The sequence below is a fragment of the Massilia soli genome, assembly GCF_016809835.1.
GTDB lineage: Bacteria > Pseudomonadota > Gammaproteobacteria > Burkholderiales > Burkholderiaceae_D > Telluria_A > Telluria_A soli.
Genome location: NZ_JAFBIL020000001.1, coordinates 191,184 through 209,918, shown reverse-complemented (window position 1 = coordinate 209,918; position 18,735 = coordinate 191,184). Strand labels below are relative to the sequence as shown.

The 18,735-nt window shown below is 62.1% G+C and carries 19 protein-coding genes; 11 read left to right on the top strand and 8 right to left on the bottom strand.

Annotated elements, in window-relative coordinates; genetic code table 11:
• Position 1 precedes the first annotated feature (1 nt).
• From I4X03_RS00940 to I4X03_RS00925, 4 genes are all read left to right on the top strand, one after another.
• Entirely contained in the window at positions 2 to 394 is a 393-nt protein-coding gene (locus I4X03_RS00940) for a RidA family protein (RefSeq protein ID WP_223464391.1), read from the top strand.
• 305 nt (positions 395 to 699) lie between these two features.
• The gene (gene hpf, locus I4X03_RS00935; RefSeq protein WP_223464389.1) at positions 700 to 1,053 is read left to right on the top strand and encodes a ribosome hibernation-promoting factor, HPF/YfiA family; all 354 of its coding nucleotides are present in this window, start codon (positions 700 to 702) and stop codon (positions 1,051 to 1,053) included.
• 106 nt (positions 1,054 to 1,159) lie between these two features.
• Positions 1,160 to 2,242 (top strand): enoyl-CoA hydratase/isomerase family protein, encoded by a 1,083-nt coding sequence (locus I4X03_RS00930; protein ID WP_223464387.1) that lies wholly within the window; start codon positions 1,160 to 1,162, stop codon positions 2,240 to 2,242.
• A gap of 103 nt (positions 2,243 to 2,345) precedes the next feature.
• Entirely contained in the window at positions 2,346 to 2,774 is a 429-nt protein-coding gene (locus tag I4X03_RS00925) for a VOC family protein (protein ID WP_223464385.1), read from the top strand.
• On the opposite strand, the gene rapZ is transcribed toward I4X03_RS00925, so the two are convergent.
• The 7 genes from rapZ to ilvA form a co-directional block, all read right to left on the bottom strand.
• A complete protein-coding gene (gene rapZ, locus I4X03_RS00920; protein ID WP_223464383.1) occupies positions 2,775 to 3,638 on the bottom strand; it encodes an RNase adapter RapZ in 864 nt (287 codons plus the stop codon). It lies immediately after the preceding gene.
• A 71-nt stretch (positions 3,639 to 3,709) separates the two neighbouring features.
• Entirely contained in the window at positions 3,710 to 4,246 is a 537-nt protein-coding gene (locus I4X03_RS00915; RefSeq protein ID WP_223464381.1) for a hypothetical protein, read from the bottom strand.
• 120 nt (positions 4,247 to 4,366) lie between these two features.
• The gene (locus I4X03_RS00910; RefSeq protein ID WP_223464379.1) at positions 4,367 to 4,825 is read right to left on the bottom strand and encodes a hypothetical protein; all 459 of its coding nucleotides are present in this window, start codon (positions 4,823 to 4,825) and stop codon (positions 4,367 to 4,369) included.
• Positions 4,826 to 5,205: 380 nt separating this feature from the next.
• On the bottom strand, positions 5,206 to 6,141 hold the full coding sequence (hprK, locus tag I4X03_RS00905) for an HPr(Ser) kinase/phosphatase (RefSeq protein WP_223464377.1): 936 nt from the start codon (positions 6,139 to 6,141) through the stop codon (positions 5,206 to 5,208).
• A gap of 45 nt (positions 6,142 to 6,186) precedes the next feature.
• Positions 6,187 to 6,669 carry a PTS sugar transporter subunit IIA gene (locus I4X03_RS00900; RefSeq protein ID WP_223464375.1) on the bottom strand — a complete coding sequence of 161 codons (483 nt, stop codon included), beginning with the start codon at positions 6,667 to 6,669 and terminating at the stop codon, positions 6,187 to 6,189.
• Positions 6,670 to 6,937: 268 nt separating this feature from the next.
• Positions 6,938 to 7,768 (bottom strand): NADPH-dependent 7-cyano-7-deazaguanine reductase QueF, encoded by an 831-nt coding sequence (queF, locus tag I4X03_RS00895; RefSeq protein ID WP_223464373.1) that lies wholly within the window; start codon positions 7,766 to 7,768, stop codon positions 6,938 to 6,940.
• Between the two features lie 6 nt (positions 7,769 to 7,774).
• Positions 7,775 to 9,307 carry a threonine ammonia-lyase, biosynthetic gene (gene ilvA, locus I4X03_RS00890; RefSeq protein ID WP_223464362.1) on the bottom strand — a complete coding sequence of 511 codons (1,533 nt, stop codon included), beginning with the start codon at positions 9,305 to 9,307 and terminating at the stop codon, positions 7,775 to 7,777.
• Between the two features lie 256 nt (positions 9,308 to 9,563).
• Here ilvA and I4X03_RS00885 point away from each other — a divergent pair, with 256 nt between their 5' ends.
• From I4X03_RS00885 to I4X03_RS00870, 4 genes are all read left to right on the top strand, one after another.
• A complete protein-coding gene (locus I4X03_RS00885) occupies positions 9,564 to 10,055 on the top strand; it encodes a YqaA family protein (protein WP_223464360.1) in 492 nt (163 codons plus the stop codon).
• Between the two features lie 207 nt (positions 10,056 to 10,262).
• The gene (locus tag I4X03_RS00880; protein ID WP_223464358.1) at positions 10,263 to 14,291 is read left to right on the top strand and encodes a DUF3683 domain-containing protein; all 4,029 of its coding nucleotides are present in this window, start codon (positions 10,263 to 10,265) and stop codon (positions 14,289 to 14,291) included.
• Positions 14,288 to 14,710, top strand: a complete 423-nt coding sequence (locus I4X03_RS00875) for an HIT family protein (RefSeq protein ID WP_223464356.1) — start codon at positions 14,288 to 14,290, stop codon at positions 14,708 to 14,710. The genes I4X03_RS00880 and I4X03_RS00875 overlap by 4 nt, the downstream gene beginning before the upstream one ends.
• Positions 14,707 to 15,126 (top strand): gamma-butyrobetaine hydroxylase family protein, encoded by a 420-nt coding sequence (locus tag I4X03_RS00870; RefSeq protein WP_223464354.1) that lies wholly within the window; start codon positions 14,707 to 14,709, stop codon positions 15,124 to 15,126. The genes I4X03_RS00875 and I4X03_RS00870 overlap by 4 nt, the downstream gene beginning before the upstream one ends.
• A gap of 47 nt (positions 15,127 to 15,173) precedes the next feature.
• Here the strand turns inward: I4X03_RS00870 and I4X03_RS00865 are convergent, their stop codons facing one another.
• Positions 15,174 to 16,013 (bottom strand): phytanoyl-CoA dioxygenase family protein, encoded by an 840-nt coding sequence (locus I4X03_RS00865; protein ID WP_223464352.1) that lies wholly within the window; start codon positions 16,011 to 16,013, stop codon positions 15,174 to 15,176.
• A 139-nt stretch (positions 16,014 to 16,152) separates the two neighbouring features.
• Here I4X03_RS00865 and ubiE point away from each other — a divergent pair, with 139 nt between their 5' ends.
• From ubiE to I4X03_RS00850, 3 genes are all read left to right on the top strand, one after another.
• Positions 16,153 to 16,887 carry a bifunctional demethylmenaquinone methyltransferase/2-methoxy-6-polyprenyl-1,4-benzoquinol methylase UbiE gene (ubiE, locus tag I4X03_RS00860; protein WP_223464349.1) on the top strand — a complete coding sequence of 245 codons (735 nt, stop codon included), beginning with the start codon at positions 16,153 to 16,155 and terminating at the stop codon, positions 16,885 to 16,887.
• A 13-nt stretch (positions 16,888 to 16,900) separates the two neighbouring features.
• Positions 16,901 to 17,872 (top strand): Tim44 domain-containing protein, encoded by a 972-nt coding sequence (locus I4X03_RS00855; RefSeq protein WP_223464347.1) that lies wholly within the window; start codon positions 16,901 to 16,903, stop codon positions 17,870 to 17,872.
• A gap of 108 nt (positions 17,873 to 17,980) precedes the next feature.
• Positions 17,981 to 18,634, top strand: a complete 654-nt coding sequence (locus I4X03_RS00850; protein ID WP_223464345.1) for a ubiquinone biosynthesis accessory factor UbiJ — start codon at positions 17,981 to 17,983, stop codon at positions 18,632 to 18,634.
• The last annotated feature ends 101 nt before the right edge of the window (positions 18,635 to 18,735 follow it).

Sequence of the window (18,735 nt, the reverse complement as noted above, 5' to 3'; positions counted from 1 at the left end):
CATGGAATTTCTCCAACCAGAAGGCTGGCCGCGGCCAAAGGGCTACTCGAACGGGATCGCAGCATCGGGGCAGATGGTGTTCGTCAGCGGGATGGTGGGCTGGGACAAGGACGGCGTCTTCCGCACGGACGATTTCGCCGGCCAGGTGCGCCAGGCGCTGGCGAACATCGTTGCGGTGCTGGCCGAAGGCGGCGCGAAGCCGGAGCATATCGTGCGCATGACCTGGTATGTGCTCGACAAAAAAGAGTACGTGGCGGCGTATCCGGAGATCGGCGCTGCCTACCGCGAACTGATTGGCCGCCACTATCCGACCATGAGCGCCGTGCAGGTGGCAGGGCTGGTGGAAGACCGTGCAAAAGTAGAGATTGAAGTCACGGCAGTTGTCCCCAAGTAGGTTTCAAGAGGCCCCGTTCCGTTTGCTTTGCGCCTCTTGTTTTGCTGGGAATAGCTGATACACTAGTTCACATGAGAGCACTGTTTTCCAGCGCCAACTCATTCTCTTTTGCATCTTCATAGGAGCAGACGACCCTCAAAAATATTTTCCGACAGTAATACCGCCGGACATGCAGGAAGGGAAGTCAACGTTGTTGCATCGCACAACAGGCTACCGCGCCGTTCTTCCGCATCTCTGCAGCTATCGATTCCTCTACGCAGTTATTCTGCGCAAGAATTGGACGCAACGTCATCAAAGGAGTGTGTATGAATCTCACCATCAGTGGTCATCATCTCGAAGTTACCCCCGCCATCCGTGAATACGTTCAAACGAAGCTCGAGCGCATCAAGCGCCACTTCGACCAAGTGATCGATATCTCCGTCATTCTCACCGTCGACAATCTCACTGAAAAAGAAAAACGCCAGAAGGCCGAGATTAACCTGCATATGTCGGGAAAGACGGTCTTCGTCGAGAGTGTGGCGGCCGACCTGTACGCAGCGATTGATACATTGATCGACAAGCTTGACCGCCAGGTCATGAAATATAAAAATAAACTCCAGGACCACAATCGCGAGGCGATCAAGCGCATGCCTGAAGTGGAACTGCCGGCCGAGGCCTGAGCATCCCTTCCAACCCTCATGAAAGGCGTCCGCGGACGCCTTTTTTGCGTCTGGCGCGGACGGTTTGCCGATAAAATGGCGGTCTCACAATCCCACACACACTGTCATGAGCGAATTTGTCAAAACCCGCATCGCCAACCGTACCGGCATCATCACACTGGACCGCCCGAAGGCGCTGAACTCCCTGTCGCTTGGCATGGTGCGCGACCTGGCTGAGGCGCTTGAAGGCTGGCGCGACGACGCCGCGATCGACGCGGTAGTGATTGCCAGCAGCAGCGAGAAAGCCTTGTGCGCCGGCGGCGACATCCGCTTCTTCCATGAAGTCGGCCACGCCACTCCGATGGGCGGCAGCGCGCTGCTGGAAGACTTCTTCACCGAGGAATACGCGCTTAACCACCTGATTCATTATTACCCGAAGCCGTATGTGTCGTTGATGGAAGGCGTGGTGATGGGCGGCGGCATGGGCATCGCGCAAGGCGGGCCTGACAGCGGCATCCGCATCGTTACCGAAGGCACCAAGATGGCCATGCCCGAAGTGAATATTGGCCTGTTCCCGGATGTCGGCGGCTCGCACTTTTTGTCGCACGCGCCAGGGCAGCTGGGGAACTACCTGGGACTGACCGGACTCACAGTTGGAGCGGCCGATGCCTTGTACGTCGGGCTGGCGGATCTGTTTGTACCGCAGGCGCAAATGGCGGCGTTGAAGGCGCTGATCGAGGCGACGCCGGGTAGCGAACTGCGCGCGGCGATCGAGGGGTTCGCTGCACAGTTTGCAGGGCAGGCCGGCGCAAGCACGCTGGAAGCGCAGCGCGCGGGGATCGACAAGCATTTTGGCGCAGGCTCGGTGGCGGCGGTGATGGCGTCGCTGGAACAGGATGATGGCGCGTTCTTCCAGAAGGCGCTGGGCGCGATGCGCCAGCGCTCGCCGCTGATGATGTGCGTGACGCATGCATTGCTGGTGCGCGGCGCGGCGCTGGATGTGGCGGACTGCCTGCGCATGGAGCGCACCGTGGTGCGGCATAATTTCGAGCATGGCGAAGTGCTGGAGGGTGTGAGGGCGCTGGTGATCGACAAGGACAATGCACCGAAGTGGAATCCGGCTGGGCTGGAAGACGTGACGCAAGAGATGGTGGAGAAATTTTTTGCGCCGGTGTGGCCGGACAGGGCGCATCCGCTGCGGCATCTGTAATGATGGGTTCGCGGTTTTTCGGCATGTCATAACAGGAGCGCGACCAAGCGACGCGGGGCGCGGCACGGTTAAGGTTCCCGGTTTTTCTCTTCAGGAGGACAGCATGGAGGCAAGCGAAATTCACCGCGGCCGGCTGATCGATCACATACAGCTGGTGGTGCGCGATATCGATGTGTCGCGCAAATTTTATGGCGCGATTTTCAGCGTGCTTCAGGTGCCGATCGGCGGCGAGGCCGACGACTACTTCTGGGCCGATGAATTGTTCGTGTCCACTGCCGGCAGCGAGGCGGCACAGGGCTCGCTGACCGGTCGCCATCACCTGGCGTTCCAGGCGCAAGACGAAAAGATGGTGGAGGCGTTCTACAGGGCGGCGCTGGAAAATGGCGGCAAGGACAATGGCGCGCCAGGCGAGCGGGCTTATCATCCGGGCTATTACGCCGCGTTCGTGCTTGATCCGGATGGGAACAATATCGAGGCGGTGTATCACGGCAAAGCGACGCGCAGCGCCGCTTCGGTGACCGTCACCTTCTGATTACGATTGCTCGCGGTGCCTGAGCACCACGCGTTCGGTCGGGCTGAAATAGGCGGCGAGGCGTTCTGCCATATAGACCGAGCGGTGCTGGCCGCCCGTGCAGCCAAGGGCAACGGTCAGGTAGCTGCGGTTATCGGTCTTGAACGACGGCAGCCACTTCTCGATAAACGCACGGATGTCGTTCAGCAGCTCCGCCGCGCTTGGCTGCGCGTCGAGGAAGGCAATTACTGGCGCGTCCATGCCGGTCATCGGGCGCAGTGCGAGGTCGTAGTAGGGATTCGGCAGCGCGCGCACGTCAAACACGAAGTCGGCGTCGAGCGGCACGCCAAGCTTGAAGGCGAACGATTCGAAGAACAGCGTCAGCGGAGCGCGTTCTATCTCCGCCAGTTCCTTGATCCAGGCGCGCAGTTTGTTGGCTGACAGCTCGGACGTGTCGATCACGTGTCCGAGGTTTTCAATTGCCGACAGGCGTTCGCGTTCTTCGAGGATGCATTCGATCAGGGTGCGGCGCGATGCCGGATTTTCGTCCGGGCGCAACTGGTGCGAAAGAGGGTGGCTGCGACGGGTTTCGGAGAAACGCGCCACCAGCGAATGCGTGTTCGCAGTGAGGAACATCGGTTTGACATCGTGGCCGTCGTCTTTCAACTGGCGCACATTGGCCGGCAGCTCGACCAGCGACTGCGCGCTGCGCGCGTCAACGGCGACAGCGAGTTTGTCGGTACCGTCGGCAACCAGCGCCTTGACCAGGCTGGGCAACAGAGCCGGAGGCAGGTTGTCCACGCAGTAGTAGCCGGCGTCTTCAAGAACATTGAGGGCTACCGATTTGCCGGAGCCGGAAATTCCTGTGATGAGTACGATTCGCATGCCCCGATGATACCGCAACGGCATCGGTTTCGCTCAGCGATTGCCAGCGGGCATGGCAGATTCAGCAGACATTATCGTTGCATCAGCGGGCAGACCAGGAAGCGTTTGTCGTCGCAGTATTTACCACGGCATGCCATGCTGATCGCGCCGAAGCCGGGCGGAAATCGCAGGGTTGGTGTTTCCTCGGATACCCAGCTAGTCCATTGACAGCTCGGTCCGCCAAAGGTTGCGGGGAAGGCGTCCTTGAGGGCCACGCATTCCAGCGCGATATTGTCGCAGTACCGCCCCTTGCAGGAGAACCCGCTGATGAAGGCTGGTTCGCCTGCGGGCCAGTCACCGCGCTCGAAGGGGTTGGGAACGGTGCATTGGGCGACCGCGTCGCCTTCTTCGGAGACGAATGCCGACCAGCGGATGTCGTACAGGTCGCGCCTACCCACGCCGCATATCGCTTCGATGTTGTCGCAGTAGCGGCCGGTGCAGGTGATGCCGGCAACCAGCCGGTTGCCGCAGGTCGACGGGGGTGTTTCTTCGGAGATTGCCTGGGCGAGGGCGCTGGCGCACAAGCCCAGCCCTACCAGTGCCGCGGAGACGTGTCGAATGGTGTGCATGGCAGCCTCCGGGTTGAGGTGTATGCCGGTTCGACTCCATCGGCAGCCAGGAAGTTCTGGCCCGCGTTCCTGCTACCCAAGCAATATGGCTTCAGGCCTGCCACCACGCTGCAGGCGATGTCAGGGTTCCTCGCAAGTCTGTTGTCGCTGACTTTCAGCGCGCGCCCTGCAATCGGCGGCGCGGCGCCAGTTTTCGTCGCCCGGAAAACGGAGCCACACAAAGCGCCATGCGTTGCGGCCCTTCGCGTAAAGGTTGGCGAACTGCGACGGAGTCAGGCGCGCACCATTGTCAGAAACGATCCGGTCACCCATCACCTGTGCGAATTCGGTTGCGTCGCAGTAGGTCGTGCGCAGCTTCGTTCCGTCGGGGAGGAAGAGATTCTTCCATTGAAAGCCGCGCATTGGCCGGCCATTCTTGCGCAGTGCGAGCCGCTCGGTATCAATCATCAGCCAGCGCTGCACAAGGTCTGCCACGAAGGCATCGGGCCGAATGTTCGGACGGGTTTCCATTAAATGAAATTCCAATCTCAGGTAGTCGACGATCGGCAGGTTCACAGGCTGCTTCGCTTCATATTCCATGATCTCAGCCCTCTCTAAAGGTGTCTAAAGTTTGGACCGACGAAAACGGATATGGTTTACTTTAGATTTCTGCCGCATTCATTTGGATCGCATTAGACCGGGCGCGCGAATTTATCGACATCTTTAGATGAGCGCCTTGGGTTTTTAGTCCGAATCAGACTCGAATAGCCCCGATTGGACTGAACTAGACCAATGGCGAATCGACGCAGTGCGATGAACGCATTCAGGGAAGCGGTCGAGATTGCATTGCATACCGAGCAGAAGCCTGGCTGGTTGCGGGTAAGAGATCCGTTGCGCACTTGCGCCGGGCGTGGGACGGGAGGCGCCAGCATGGGTTCCCGCAGGCGCGGGAACGACGGTGCATTCATGGGTGGCGCGGTTTAATCGCCCGTCATGGCCTGGCGCTGGCGTTCCATGAACTCTTGCAGGGTGTCGATGCCGCGCAGTTGCAAGATGGTGTTGCGCACCGCGGCCTCAAGCAGAACCGCGATGTTGCGGCCGGCGGCGACCGGAATGACGACCTTGCGGATCGGCAGTCCCAGCACATCCTCGGTCGGGAAATTGAAAGGCAGGCGTTCGACTTCTTCTTCGGCGGCGCCGCGGCGCACCAGGTGCACGATCAGCTTCAGGCGCATCTTGCGGCGCACGGCGGTCTCGCCGAAGATCGCCTTGATGTCGAGCAGGCCGAGGCCGCGCACTTCGAGCAGGTTCTGCAGCAGCGGCGGGCAGCGGCCTTCGATCATGTTCGGGGCGATGCGCGAGAATTCGACGGCGTCGTCGGCGACCAGGCCATGGCTGCGTGAAATCAGTTCCAGGCCAAGCTCGCTCTTGCCCAGGCCCGAGTCGCCGGTGATCAGCACGCCAACCCCCAGCACGTCCATGAAGACGCCATGCATGATGATGCGCTGCGCCAGCTTTTTGGACAGGTAGACGCGCAGGTAGTCGATCACCTGCGCCGCTGGCAGCGGGGTGGAGAACAGCGGGATGTTTTGCTCGTCGCAGATGGCGAGAATGTCGGGTGGCGTGTCGAGGCCCTGCGCAATGATCAGCGCCGGCGGGCCGCCGCCGATCAGTTCGGCGATGACGTGCGCGCGCGAGCTCGATTTAAGGCGGTGGTAGTAGCCCAGTTCCTGATGGCCGAAGACCTGGATGCGTCCGGGGTGGATCAGGTTCAGGTGGCCGACCTGGTCGGCTGCGGATGCCACATCGCCCGAGATGAGGCGTTCGCCGCCGGGAAAGCCGGCGAACCAGCCAAGCTCCAAAGACTCGCGGTTGTCGTCGTACAGCCGTTGGATGGTCAGCGGAGTTTGCAGCATGAACAGGTCTTTGTAGTTGGGCGCGTGGCGCCCGGAACGCCAAGTTTAACCCAAGGCCTGCAGGCTTGGTTGCCAGCTGGTGATGCGCGCATGGACCGACTTCGGATCGGGGTCGGTCGACAGCGCGGTACGGAAAGCGTCGTCCGAGAACATCTCGGCGATTTCCGACAGGATTTCAAGGTGCTGCTGGGTGACGTGATCGGGAATCAGCAGGAAGAACAGCAGATTGACCGGCTGACCGTCGGGCGACTCGAAAGGGATCGGCTCGGCCAGGCGGACGAAGGCACCCAGCGGCGACTTCAGGCTCTTGCTGCCTTTGATGCGGCCGTGCGGGACGGCGACACCGTGGCCGAGGCCGGTTGAGCCGAGGCGCTCGCGGGCGAACAGGTTGTCCGAGACGGTCGAGCGTGCAATGCCGCAATTGTTTTCAAAAATCAGGCCGGCCTGCTCGAAGGCGCGCTTCTTGCTGGAGACTTCGAGATCGAGCAGCACGTTCTCGGGCGATAAGATTTTGCTAAGATTGGTCATGACACTGTTTTAATGTTGCAGTGCACAAAGGTGCTTGCGAGCCAGAATTATAGGCCTGTTTTGCGGCGCTGTAATTCGTTTTCGAATGGCACACTCAGCAATGCCGTTTTCAATGCCAGCCAAAACGGGAGATGGTGTTGTTTTGAGGATAATCAAGGCCGCCTTGGCTGTGGAAGCGGCATTGCATGTGATCAAGATATTCCCTTGCGGAAACTAGGTCAACCGCTGCGCGTGGCATGGATCGCAACTGTTGACCTTGATCAAGGCGTCACTGGCGCGCGCCGCGCAGGTTGGGCGGTCGGCTGGTGCTGAAGTTGGCGCGCCATGGATTGATGTCAAGGCCACCGCGGCGGGTGTAGCGGGCGTATACGGCCAGCTTCTGCGGCGCGCACTGGCGCATGATGTCGACGAAAATCCGCTCGACGCACTGTTCGTGGAACTCGTTGTGTTCGCGGAAGCCGATCAGGTACTTGAGCAGCCCTTCCTGGTCGATCTGCTGGCCGATGTAATGGATCTGCACGCTGCCCCAGTCGGGCTGGCCGGTCACCAGGCAGTTCGATTTGAGCAGGTGCGACACCAAGGTTTCTTCGACCGGCGGCTGGCCCCTGGTGGCCTTGAGCAGCGCCGGGGAGGGCGAGTAGTGATCGACCTCGATGTCGAGGCGGTCGAGCAGCAGTCCGTCAAGCTCGCCCATCTTGAGGCGGCCGAAGTCTTCCTGCATCGTCACCACGACGCTGACCGGCGCGCCGGCGGCGGCGGAGACATCTTCGCGCAGCAGCTCGACCAGCGCTTCCTGGTTGGCCAGGCGGGTCTGGTTGAACGAATTGAGGTACAGCTTGAACGATTTCGATTCGATGATGTTCGGCGAATCGGCCGGCACGGTGAAGGTCGCAATCGCGACCTGCGGCTTGCCGCGCATGTTCAGCCATGACAGCTCGTAGCCGTTCCAGATGTCGACGCCGAAGAACGGCAGCGCGCCGGTGAGCTGCAGTTCGTCGCGCTTTTGCTGGCGCGCGATCGGGAACAGCAGCTCGGGCGCGTACTGCGACTGGTAGGCGGAGGTTTTACCCAGCGGTGACTGGTCGGGGGTGTTGGTCATGTGCGATTAAAGGAAAAGCTTGTATACCGGGTTGGCACTCTCGTCCCAGTAGCGGTAGCCGAGGGTGGAAAGGAAAAGACGGAATTCTTCCATCTCGCCGGACGGGACTTGCAGGCCCACCAGAATGCGGCCGACATCGCCGCCCTGGTTGCGGTAATGGAACAGCGAGATGTTCCAGTTCGGGGCCATGCTGGCGAGGAAGCGCATCAAGGCGCCCGGGCGTTCGGGGAATTCAAAACGATACAGTAGCTCGTCTTGCGAGAGCGCGCTCTTGCCGCCGACGAGGTGGCGGATATGCAGCTTGGCCAGCTCGTCGTGGGTCAGGTCGAGCGTGCGGAAGTCGTTCTGTTCGAAGGTGCGCGCCAGTACGCCCGATTCGGCGCGGGTCGAGATCTGGACGCCGACGAAGACGTGCGCTTCGCTTGCGTCGCTGATGCGGTAACTGAATTCGGTGACGTTGCGCGGCCCGACCAGTTCGCAGAAGCGGCGGAAGCTGCCGCGCTGCTCGGGGATCGTTACCGCGAAGACCGCCTCGCGCGATTCGCCGACTTCGGCGCGTTCGGCGACGAAGCGCAAGCGGTCGAAGTTCATGTTGGCGCCGCAGGCAATCGCTACCAGCGACTCGTTGCGCACCGGGTCTTTCGACATCGCGCTGCGCTCGACGTAAGCCTTGGCGCCGGCAACGGCGAGGGCGCCAGCCGGTTCGAGGATGCTGCGGGTGTCCTGGAACACGTCCTTGATCGCGGCGCAGATGGCGTCGTTGTCGACGATGATGATCTCGTCGACGTACTTTTGCGCCAGGCGGAAGGTCTCTTCGCCGACCAGCCGCACCGCGGTGCCGTCCGAGAACAGGCCGACGTCGGACAGCGTCACGCGCTGGCCGGCCTTGAGGCTGCGCGCCATGGCGTCGGAGTCGAGCGTCTGCACGCCGATGATCTTGATGTCGGGGCGGACCTGCTTGACGTAGGCGGCCACGCCGGCGATCAGGCCGCCGCCGCCGATGGCGACGAATATCGCGTGGATCGGGCCCGAGTGCTGGCGCAGGATCTCCATGCCGATGGTGCCCTGGCCGGCGATGACGTCAGGGTCGTCGAACGGGTGCACGAAGGTCAGCTTCTGTTCTTTTTCGAGGGTCAGCGCGTGGTGGTAGGCGTCGGTGTAGGACTCGCCGTGCAGCACGACTTCAACGTTCGCGCCGCCGCGCGCCTTGACCGCTTCGATCTTCAACGGCGGGGTGGTGGTCGGCATGACGATCAGCGCGCGGCAGCCTAGCTTGCAGGCCGACAGGGCGACGCCCTGCGCGTGGTTGCCGGCCGAGGCGCAGATCACGCCGCGCTTCAACTGCGCCGCAGTCAGGTTGGCCATCTTGTTGTAGGCGCCGCGCAGCTTGAAGCTGAAGACGCTCTGCATGTCTTCGCGCTTGAAGTAAATGCGGTTCTCGAAGCGCTCGGACAGGGTCGGCGCCAGTTCCAGCGGGGTTTCATCGGCAACGTCGTAGACGCGGGCGGTCAGGATTTTCTTGAGATAGTCGATTGTCATGTTCTGCAAACAGTAGATTTCAAAGCCACCGACGTCGTTCCCGCGCATGCGGGAACCGATGCTGAACTCAAGCTTTCGGCGGCTTATGGGCTCCCGTTTTCACGGGAGCGACAAAATTCAAATGACTGTCCCGACCGGCGTGTAGCCGAGGCGTTCAGTGCGACAGGCGAGCGCGGTTGGCGGGCTCGGCCTATCGTGTCGGTGCGATAGGTATTCCTCATTATAATGGACGCTCAACCAGCCGTCCTCTACCCCCATGATCGAATCCGCAGTTCTCTGGCTGCTCAAAGTGCTGGCCGCTCCCGCGGTCGGCCTCAGTTCGGTCTTCATCATCTCGTTCGTCTCCGCCACGCTGGTGCCGCTGGGTTCCGAGCCGGCCGTGTTCGCGGTGGTGAAGGCCAATCCGGCCATGTTCTGGCCGGCGATCCTGGTCGCCACGGTCGGCAACACGCTGGGCGGCGCGGTCGACTACTTCATCGGCTACCGCGCCAAGGTGGCCTTCGCCAAGGAGCGCGAAACGGTGTGGTTCAAGTGGCTGGCGCGGTTTGGCCCGAAGGCGATGCTGCTGTCGTGGGTGCCGGCCGTCGGCGACCCGCTGTGCACGCTGGGCGGATGGCTGCACCTGCCGTTCTGGCCGAGCCTTGGCTACATGGCGATCGGTAAATTTGGACGCTACCTGACCATGACCGCGCTGCTGCTGTATGTGCCGGATGGCTTCTGGAAACAACTGGGCCAAATGCTCGCCTGAATATGCGGTTGGCGTAAAAATAGGCCGAATATCCGGGGCTTCAACTGCGGGTAATGCAAATTATATTTGCATGAAGATCAATTTTTGCAAACAAACGAAGCCGTCCGGCGCCCGGCAAGGTGTCGAAAATAGGCCCGCCCGGGGCGTTGTGCATCGCAATACGCTAGAATGTTCCTCCCTAGGGTCAGTCCGAGAAGCCACGCATACATGAACGCCCCCGCACAAATCCAGGCATTGCTGGCCGAGACGCCCAACGGTCCCGCCGCAACGCGCCTGCGCGAAATTCCGTACAACTACACCTCGTTTTCCGATCGGGAGATCGTGATCCGCCTGCTGGGCGAAGAAGCGTGGGAGCTGCTCGACGCCTTGCGCGGCGCGCGCCAGACCGGGCGATCGGCGCGCATGCTGTACGAAGTACTGGGGGATATCTGGGTGGTGCGGCGCAACCCCTACCTGCAGGATGACCTGCTGGACAACCCGACCCGGCGCCAGGAACTGATCGACGCGCTGCATCACCGCCTGGCCGAAGTCGACAAGCGCCGCCTGACGGTCGATTCGCTGGAAGCCGATGCCGCCGATACCGAACTGGCACGCAGCCGCAGCGCCGCCGTCGAAAAGCTGCTGGCTGCCGCGACGCGCGCGGTCGAGGACTTCGGCAACGAGTTCCGCGCCACCTACGACCTGCGCAAGCGGGCCACCAAGGTGCTGGGCCGCTACACGGAAAAGCACAACATCCGCTTCGACGGCATCAAGCGCGTATCGCACGTGACCGACGCGACCGACTGGCGGGTGGAGTATCCGTTCGTGGTGCTGACCCCGGACAGCGAAGACGAAATGGCCGGGCTGGTGAAAGGCTGTATCGAACTTGGCCTGACCATCATCCCGCGCGGCGGCGGCACCGGCTACACGGGCGGTGCGATTCCGCTGACGCCGATGTCGGCGGTGATCAACACGGAAAAACTGATTTCGCTGGGCGAAGTCGAGATGACGATGCTGCCTGGGGTGGAGCGCGAATACGCGACCATCTACTCGGGCGCTGGCGTGGTGACCAAGCGCGTGTCGGATGCGGCTGAACGGGCGGGCTTCGTGTTCGCGGTCGACCCGACGTCGGCCGAAGCGTCCTGCATCGGCGGTAACATCGCCATGAACGCGGGCGGCAAGAAGGCCGTGTTGTGGGGCACCGCGCTCGACAACCTGGCGTCGTGGCGCATGGTCGACCCGAACGGCGACTGGCTGGAAGTGACGCGCATCGACCATAACCTGTCGAAGATCCACGATGCGCCGGTCGCGCGCTTCAAGCTCGAATGGACGCATCCGTCCACGCGCGGTTCGGCCAGGGCCGAACCGTTCAAGACCGAGATGCTGGAAATCGAAGGCCGCCGCTTCCGCAAGGAAGGCCTGGGCAAGGACGTCACCGACAAGTTCCTGGCGGGCCTGCCGGGCATCCAGAAAGAAGGCTGCGATGGCCTGATCACATCGGCGCGCTGGATTTTGCACAAGCTGCCCAAGCACACGCGCACGGTCTGCCTGGAATTCTTCGGCCAGGCGCGCGACGCGATCCCGTCGATCGTCGAGATCAAGGACTACCTGGACGGCCTGCCGGCCAAAGGCGGCGAAGCGTTTGCGACGCTGCGCCTGGCTGGCCTCGAACACCTCGATGAGCGCTACCTGCGCGCGGTCGGCTACGCCACCAAATCCAAGCGCGGCGTGCTGCCGAAGATGGCGCTGTTCGGCGACATCGTCGGCGACGATGAAAACGCGGTCGCGATCGCCGCGTCGGAAGTCGTGCGCATCGCGAACACGCGCGTGGGCGAGGGCTTTGTCGCCGTCAGCCCCGAAGCGCGCAAGAAGTTCTGGCTGGACCGCGCACGCACCGCCGCCATCGCCAAGCACACCAACGCCTTCAAGATCAACGAAGACGTGGTGATTCCCTTGAACCGCATGGGCGAGTACACCGACGGGATCGAGCGCATCAACATCGAGCTGTCGATCAAGAACAAGCTGCAGCTGGTCGAGCAGCTGCGCGACTTCGTCGCGGCGGGCCACCTGCCGGTCGCGAAAGGCGATGACGCGGCACGCGAAGGCATCGGCGCCGACGAGATGCTGGGCGACCGCCCGCAGCAGGCGCTTGACCTGCTCGACGCGGCGCGGGTGCGCTGGACCTATGTGCTGGCGAACCTCGACCAGCCGCTCGCTGGCGTCACGGAGCGCCTGCTGGCGCTGGGCGTGCAGCAGCCGCTAGATGTGTACGAGAAGCGCCTGGCGCAGCAGCCTGGCGCCACCTTGTTCGACGTGGTGCAGGACCGCACCGTGCGGATCTCGTGGAAGCACGAGATTCGCGCCGAGCTGCGCCACATCTTCAACGGCGGCTCGTTCAAGCTGATCCTGGACGAAGCTGCCGCGATCCACCAGCGCGTGCTGCGCTCGCGCGTGTTCGTCGCGCTGCACATGCATGCAGGCGACGGCAACGTGCATACCAACCTGCCGGTCAACTCGGACGACTACGCGATGCTGCAGGACGCGCACGAGGCGGTCGGGCGCATCATGAAGCTGGCGCGTTCGCTGGACGGCGTGATCTCCGGCGAGCATGGCATCGGCATCACCAAGCTGGAGTTCCTGACCGAAGACGAAATGAAGGACTTCCGCGACTACAAGCTGCGGGTCGATCCGGAAGGGCGCTTCAACAAGGGCAAGCTGCTGAACAACCCGGAATTCAACGCCGACCTGCGCAACGCGTACACGCCGTCGTTCGGCCTGATGGGCCACGAATCGCTGATCATGCAGCAAAGCGATATCGGCGAGATCGCCAACAGCATCAAGGACTGCCTGCGCTGCGGCAAGTGCAAGCCGGTCTGCACCACGCACGTGCCGCGCGCGAACCTGCTGTATTCGCCGCGCGACAAGATCCTGGCGACGTCGGCGCTGATCGAAGCGTTCCTGTACGAAGAGCAGACCCGCCGCGGCGTGTCGATCCGCCACTGGGAAGAGTTCGAGGACGTGGCCGACCATTGCACCGTGTGCCACAAGTGCGTGACGCCATGCCCGGTCAACATCGACTTCGGCGACGTCTCGATGAACATGCGCAACCTGCTGCGCAAGATGGACAAGAAGAGCTTCAACCCGACCACCGCGGCCGGCATGTTCTTCCTGAACGCGACCGACCCGACCACGATCAATGCTACCCGCAAGGTGATGATCGACTGGGGCTACAAGGCTCAGCGCGCAGGCAACAGCCTGCTCAAGAAGTTCGCCAAGAAGCAGACCAAGGCGCCGCCGCCGAGCACCGGCAAGCCGCCGGTGCGCGAGCAGGTGATCCACTTCATCAACAAGAAAATGCCGGGCAACCTGCCGAAGAAGACCGCGCGCGCGCTGCTCGACATCGAAGACGACAAGGTCATTCCGATCATCCGCAATCCGAAGAGCACCACGGCCGACACCGAAGCGGTGTTCTACTTCCCGGGCTGCGGGTCGGAGCGATTGTTCTCGCAAGTGGGCCTGGCGACCCAGGCGATGCTGTGGGAAGTGGGCGTGCAGACCGTGCTGCCGCCGGGTTACCTGTGCTGCGGCTATCCGCAGCGCGGCGCCGGCCAGTACGACAAGGCCGACAAGATGATGACGGATAACCGCGTGCTGTTCCACCGCATGGCCAATACGCTGAACTACCTCGACATCAAGACGGTGCTGGTCTCCTGCGGTACCTGCTACGACCAGCTGGCCACCTACGAGTTCGAGAAGATCTTCCCTGGCTGCCGCATCATGGACATCCACGAGTACCTGCTGGAGAAGGACGTCAAGCTCGAAGGCGTCACCGGTACCCGCTACATGTACCACGAGCCTTGCCACAACCCGATGAAGCTGCAGGATTCGGTGAAGACGGTGAACGCGCTGGTGTCGACCATCGACAATGTGAAGATCGAGAAGAACGACCGCTGCTGCGGCGAGTCGGGCACGTTCGGCGTGTCGCGTCCGGACATCGCCACGCAGGTGCGCTTCCGCAAGGAGGACGAGATGGAGAAGGGCGCGGCCAAGCTGCGCACCGACGGTTTCGGCGGCGACGTCAAGATTCTCACCAGCTGCCCGTCCTGCCTGCAGGGCCTGTCGCGCTACAATGACGACTCGGGCACCACGGCGGACTACATCGTGGTTGAAATCGCGCGGCACAAGCTGGGCGAGAACTGGCTGCCCGAGTATGTGGCGCGCGCCAACAACGGCGGTATCGAGCGAGTGCTGGTATGAGCTGCGAATTGTGCGCGCTGGCGGCGCCGGCCGTTTACCGCGACGACAAGCTGTCGGTGATCATCGTCGACGACGCCGCGTATCCGGGCTTCTGCCGGGTGATCTGGAACGATCACGTCAAGGAGATGAGCGACCTGCCGCAGGCGGACCGCCTGCTGATCAACGAGGCGGTGTACCAGGTCGAGCTGGCGCTGGTAAGCATCATGGAGCCGGTCAAGGTGAACCTGGCCAGCCTCGGCAACATGGTGCCGCACCTGCACTGGCACCTGATTCCGCGCTATCAGGACGACGCGCAGTTCCCGAGCCCGGTGTGGGCGCCTGCCGTGCGCACCACCGCTGAACCTGTATTGGAAGCGCGCCGCGCGCTGTTGCCGCAACTGGCAGCGGAGATCGCGCGCCGCATGGAGAAAAAAGCATGACACCGACCGAACTGACTGTACGACAGAAATCGAAAGTACTGGATATCGCGTTTGATGACGGCAGCGCGTTTTCCCTGCCGTTCGAACTGCTGCGGGTGTATTCGCCGTCGGCCGAGGTGCGCGGCCATGGGACCGGGCAGGAGGTGCTGCAGGTTGGCAAGCGTGACGTGGGTGTGAGCGCGCTGGAGCCGGTAGGCAATTATGCGGTGCAGCCGACGTTTTCGGACGGGCACAATACCGGCTTGTTCACGTGGGAGTATTTGTACAAGCTGGGCAGCGAGCAGCAGGCGTTGTGGGCGGATTATATGCAGCGCTTGCATGCGGCGGGGTTCGAGGGCGACAGCGGGCGTGAGCCGGGCGCCGTGATCGCCGGCGCGCCGACCGCAGCAAAAGGGTGCGCCAGCCACAACCATTGATGTCAACCGTGCATGGGTTCCCGCGTTCGCGGGAACGACGGGGCCTGCTAACCCATCTGGCCCATCTTGAGCCCTTCGATGGCGTGGCCTTGCACAATCGGTTCGAGCCGATCGACCACCCGCCCCGCCAAATGCCGCCGCACTTCGGCCGGCAAACTCTCGTAATACCCCCGCGTTACCTGTAAATCATGCTTGTCGGCGTTGGTTCCATCCGGCGCGTCGACGCCCAGCACGAATACCGGCCGCGCTCTCTGCGACAGGTTGGCCGTCCCGCGGTGGATCGTCAGCGCCGACCGGGCCGAGATGTCGCCCATCTGCGCCAGCTTCTTCTGGGCCCGCGCTTCATACCTGTCACTCCACTCCGGTCCCGGGAACATCAGGTCGCCGCCAGTCAGGTCGTCCCACTGCGTTCCCGGGGCGATTTCGAATGGCCCCATCTCCTCGGTGACATCGACGGTGGTGATGTTGAATGCCAGCGAATTCAAGCGCCGCCCGAGCAATGTGGCTTCGGGCGACGGGAAGTCCCGGTGCCACGGCTGCTTCATCGCCCCGGGCCCCGGTATGTCGAATCCGGCCTCGACGATCCTGTAATCCGGGCCCAGCACCGCTGTACATACGGCCACCACCCACGGATGACTGATGATGTCGGCAAATCCGCTCAGCGTTTCCGGATGTATTTCGACGTAGTGGCGATTTGGCCCGCGCTCGAGCGCGCCGCCCGGCCTGCTGAGCGCTTCTTCGAACAGCATCGCGATGTCGGCGCCCAGTTCATAGACCCACGCGCGCGGAAACGCCCCCTTGCAGGCAATGAATCCGTCTCCGTATAGTCCGCCCATGATGCTCGCGACGTCGTATTTACTGTCCACTGGGAAAGTAGCGTTATTCATAGCAAGTCCCTCGCTTCCAAGCGGAATATTCTGCCACGCATCGGGCCGCGGTTCGTTTGAAACTTAAGCGGAACTTAGGGATGCGCCTTTGATGGGTACGCGCTTGTATAATGAGGGAAGATTAATCTTGCCTGTAAATATGACCAACACAACCCACTTCGGCTACAAGACCGTGTCGGAGGACGACAAGGTCCGCGAAGTCGCCAAGGTTTTCCATTCGGTTGCGTCGAAATACGACGTGATGAATGACCTGATGTCAGGCGGTCTGCACCGCATCTGGAAGGCGTTTACGATCGCCAACGCGGCGATCCGCCCAGGTTTCAAGGTGCTCGACCTGGCAGGCGGCACCGGCGACTTGTCGATGGCGTTCGCCAAAAAAGCGGGCCCGACGGGCGAGGTGTGGCACACCGATATCAACGAGTCGATGCTGCGCGTTGGCCGCGACAGGCTATTGAATAATGGGGTCGTCACCCCCACAATGCTGTGTGACGCCGAAAAATTGCCGTTCCCGGATAACTACTTTGACCGGGTCAGCGTGGCCTTCGGCCTGCGCAACATGACGCACAAGGACCAGGCGCTCAAGGAAATGCAGCGCGTCCTCAAACCAGGCGGCAAGTTGCTGGTGCTGGAATTTTCGAAGGTGGCGGCGCCACTGCAGAAACCGTATGACGTGTATTCCTTCTCGGTCCTGCCCTGGCTGGGCCAGAAGATCGCCGGCGATTCAGACAGCTACCGTTACCTTGCTGAGTCAATCCGCATGCATCCCGACCAGGAAACTCTCAAGTCGATGATGCAGGAAGCCGGGCTGGAACGGGTGGAATACTTCAATCTCACGGCAGGTGTGGCCGCTCTTCACACTGGAATTAAACTTTAGGATGACAAAGCAAATGAAAAAACTACTTGTGACCATGATGCTTGCGATCACGACGATGTCGATGGTTGTCGAAGCGACCGCGCGTCCGATGGGCGGCAAGAGATCGTTTGGCCGCCAGTCGCCTGCCGCGATGCAGAAGGCTAATACCCCGACGCCAGCGCAGGCACCAACGGCGGCGCAGCGTCCGGCAGCTGCCGGCGCAGCCGCCGCCGCACCTGCCGCAGCCGCGGCCAAGGGCGGCATGTGGAAGGGCATGCTGGGCGGCGCACTGCTGGGCCTCGGCCTGGGCGCGCTGCTGTCGTCGATGGGCCTGGGCGGCGCCATGGCCAGCATGATTTCGAGCATCCTGATGGTTGCGCTGCTGGCAATGGCTGGCCTCTTCATCTATCGCATGTTCAAGCGTAAAGATACCCCTGCCAACTCGCGTTTCGAAGGCTTCAACAAGCCGGTCGCAGCAGGTGCGGGTAGTGGCGGCGCGACGCCTGAAATCGGTTCGGCCCTGCCACGCGCTGCTTACCAGCCTGCGGCGCAGCCGACCGCTTTCCAGCCAGCCCAGCAGATGCCAGGCAGCGCAGGCGACAGCCAGCCGCACGTGACCACGCCGTATGGCGTGCCGTCGGACTTCGACAGCGCAACCTTCCTGCGTCATGCGAAATCGAGCTTCATCCGCATGCAAGCCGCATGGGACAAGGCCGACTTCAACGACCTGCGCGAATTCACCACGCCGGAAGTGTATGCAGAACTGAAGATGCAGATCCAGGAACGCGGCGACGTGGCCGACTTCACCGATGTGGTGTCGATCGACGCTGAACTGCTGGGCATCGAAACCACCGCGGCCGATTACCTGGCGAGCGTCAAGTTCGTTGGCAAGATCAAGACCGACCCGACCGCGCTGGCCGAGCCGTTCACCGAGGTATGGAACATGAGCAAGCCGGTCGACGGCAGCACCGGCTGGGTTCTCGCAGGTATCCAGCAACTTTCCTAATTATTATTTAGGAAATTAATTGTGCGGGCGGAATTGTGCCCGGCAAATGGTAAGATCAAGGCCGCCCGCTAACACCGGGCGGTTTTTGTTTTTCAGCCCTATGAAAACATGGCAATGTCACACTCCTCTCAAGCTGTTCTGATGGCTCCGGTCGTCAAGGCCATCAACCACTTGCTGGCGCAGGAAGCCTGGGCGCGCGATGCGCTGGCCCTGCACGCCGGCAAGGAAGCGTTGATCGACGCCTCCTCCGTTGCGTTGCACCTGCGCGTCACGCGCGACGGCATGGTCGAGGCCAGCGGCTCCGACGAGCCGGCCAATGTCACCATCCGCGTCAAGCTGGCCGACCTGCCGCTGATCGCGCAGAACCGCGAGCGCGCATTTTCGTATGTGAAGATCGAGGGCGACGCCGAGTTTGCCAACACCATCTCGCAGCTGTCGAAAGGCTTGCGCTGGGAAGCCGAGCATGACATCGAACGCCTGATGGGCCCGATTGCGGCGACCCGCATCGCCGATGGCGCCCGCGCGGCCTTCGCGCACGTGCGCAGCACCCACGCCAAGGTCAGCGAAAACCTCGCCGAATATTTTGTCGAAGAAAATCCGCTGCTGGTGCCGACGGTGGCGGCGCAGGAATTCGGCGACGACGTGACGCGCCTGCGCGACGATGTCGAGCGCGCCGCCAAGCGCATGGCGCGCCTGGAACAGAAGCTGGCGCAAGCCAAAGCCAAGAACGACACCCCGGCGTTAAACACCGGACAGAAATAAAGCCTTGCGGCACGTCATTCCCGCGCAAGCGGGAATCTATACTGAGCATGCGGTGCGGTGAAATTGCTTTGCCACATTTCGCCTGCAGCATCGGTTCCCGC

What these genes read in the sequence shown, in the direction of transcription:
- I4X03_RS00930 (WP_223464387.1), top strand. Translation starts at nt 1,160, where the DNA reads ATGAGCGAATTTGTCAAAACCCGCATCGCCAACCGTACCGGCATCATC.
- I4X03_RS00850 (WP_223464345.1), top strand. Translation starts at nt 17,981, where the DNA reads ATGGCAATGTCACACTCCTCTCAAGCTGTTCTGATGGCTCCGGTCGTC.
- queF (WP_223464373.1), bottom strand. Translation starts at nt 7,768, where the DNA reads ATGACCAACACCCCCGACCAGTCACCGCTGGGTAAAACCTCCGCCTAC.
- rapZ (WP_223464383.1), bottom strand. Translation starts at nt 3,638, where the DNA reads ATGCGAATCGTACTCATCACAGGAATTTCCGGCTCCGGCAAATCGGTA.
- I4X03_RS00885 (WP_223464360.1), top strand. Translation starts at nt 9,564, where the DNA reads ATGATCGAATCCGCAGTTCTCTGGCTGCTCAAAGTGCTGGCCGCTCCC.
- ilvA (WP_223464362.1), bottom strand. Translation starts at nt 9,307, where the DNA reads ATGACAATCGACTATCTCAAGAAAATCCTGACCGCCCGCGTCTACGAC.
- I4X03_RS00870 (WP_223464354.1), top strand. Translation starts at nt 14,707, where the DNA reads ATGACACCGACCGAACTGACTGTACGACAGAAATCGAAAGTACTGGAT.
- I4X03_RS00900 (WP_223464375.1), bottom strand. Translation starts at nt 6,669, where the DNA reads ATGACCAATCTTAGCAAAATCTTATCGCCCGAGAACGTGCTGCTCGAT.
- hprK (WP_223464377.1), bottom strand. Translation starts at nt 6,141, where the DNA reads ATGCTGCAAACTCCGCTGACCATCCAACGGCTGTACGACGACAACCGC.
- ubiE (WP_223464349.1), top strand. Translation starts at nt 16,153, where the DNA reads ATGACCAACACAACCCACTTCGGCTACAAGACCGTGTCGGAGGACGAC.
- I4X03_RS00855 (WP_223464347.1), top strand. Translation starts at nt 16,901, where the DNA reads ATGAAAAAACTACTTGTGACCATGATGCTTGCGATCACGACGATGTCG.
- I4X03_RS00880 (WP_223464358.1), top strand. Translation starts at nt 10,263, where the DNA reads ATGAACGCCCCCGCACAAATCCAGGCATTGCTGGCCGAGACGCCCAAC.
- I4X03_RS00940 (WP_223464391.1), top strand. Translation starts at nt 2, where the DNA reads ATGGAATTTCTCCAACCAGAAGGCTGGCCGCGGCCAAAGGGCTACTCG.
- I4X03_RS00865 (WP_223464352.1), bottom strand. Translation starts at nt 16,013, where the DNA reads ATGAATAACGCTACTTTCCCAGTGGACAGTAAATACGACGTCGCGAGC.
- hpf (WP_223464389.1), top strand. Translation starts at nt 700, where the DNA reads ATGAATCTCACCATCAGTGGTCATCATCTCGAAGTTACCCCCGCCATC.
- I4X03_RS00915 (WP_223464381.1), bottom strand. Translation starts at nt 4,246, where the DNA reads ATGCACACCATTCGACACGTCTCCGCGGCACTGGTAGGGCTGGGCTTG.
- I4X03_RS00910 (WP_223464379.1), bottom strand. Translation starts at nt 4,825, where the DNA reads ATGGAATATGAAGCGAAGCAGCCTGTGAACCTGCCGATCGTCGACTAC.
- I4X03_RS00875 (WP_223464356.1), top strand. Translation starts at nt 14,288, where the DNA reads ATGAGCTGCGAATTGTGCGCGCTGGCGGCGCCGGCCGTTTACCGCGAC.
- I4X03_RS00925 (WP_223464385.1), top strand. Translation starts at nt 2,346, where the DNA reads ATGGAGGCAAGCGAAATTCACCGCGGCCGGCTGATCGATCACATACAG.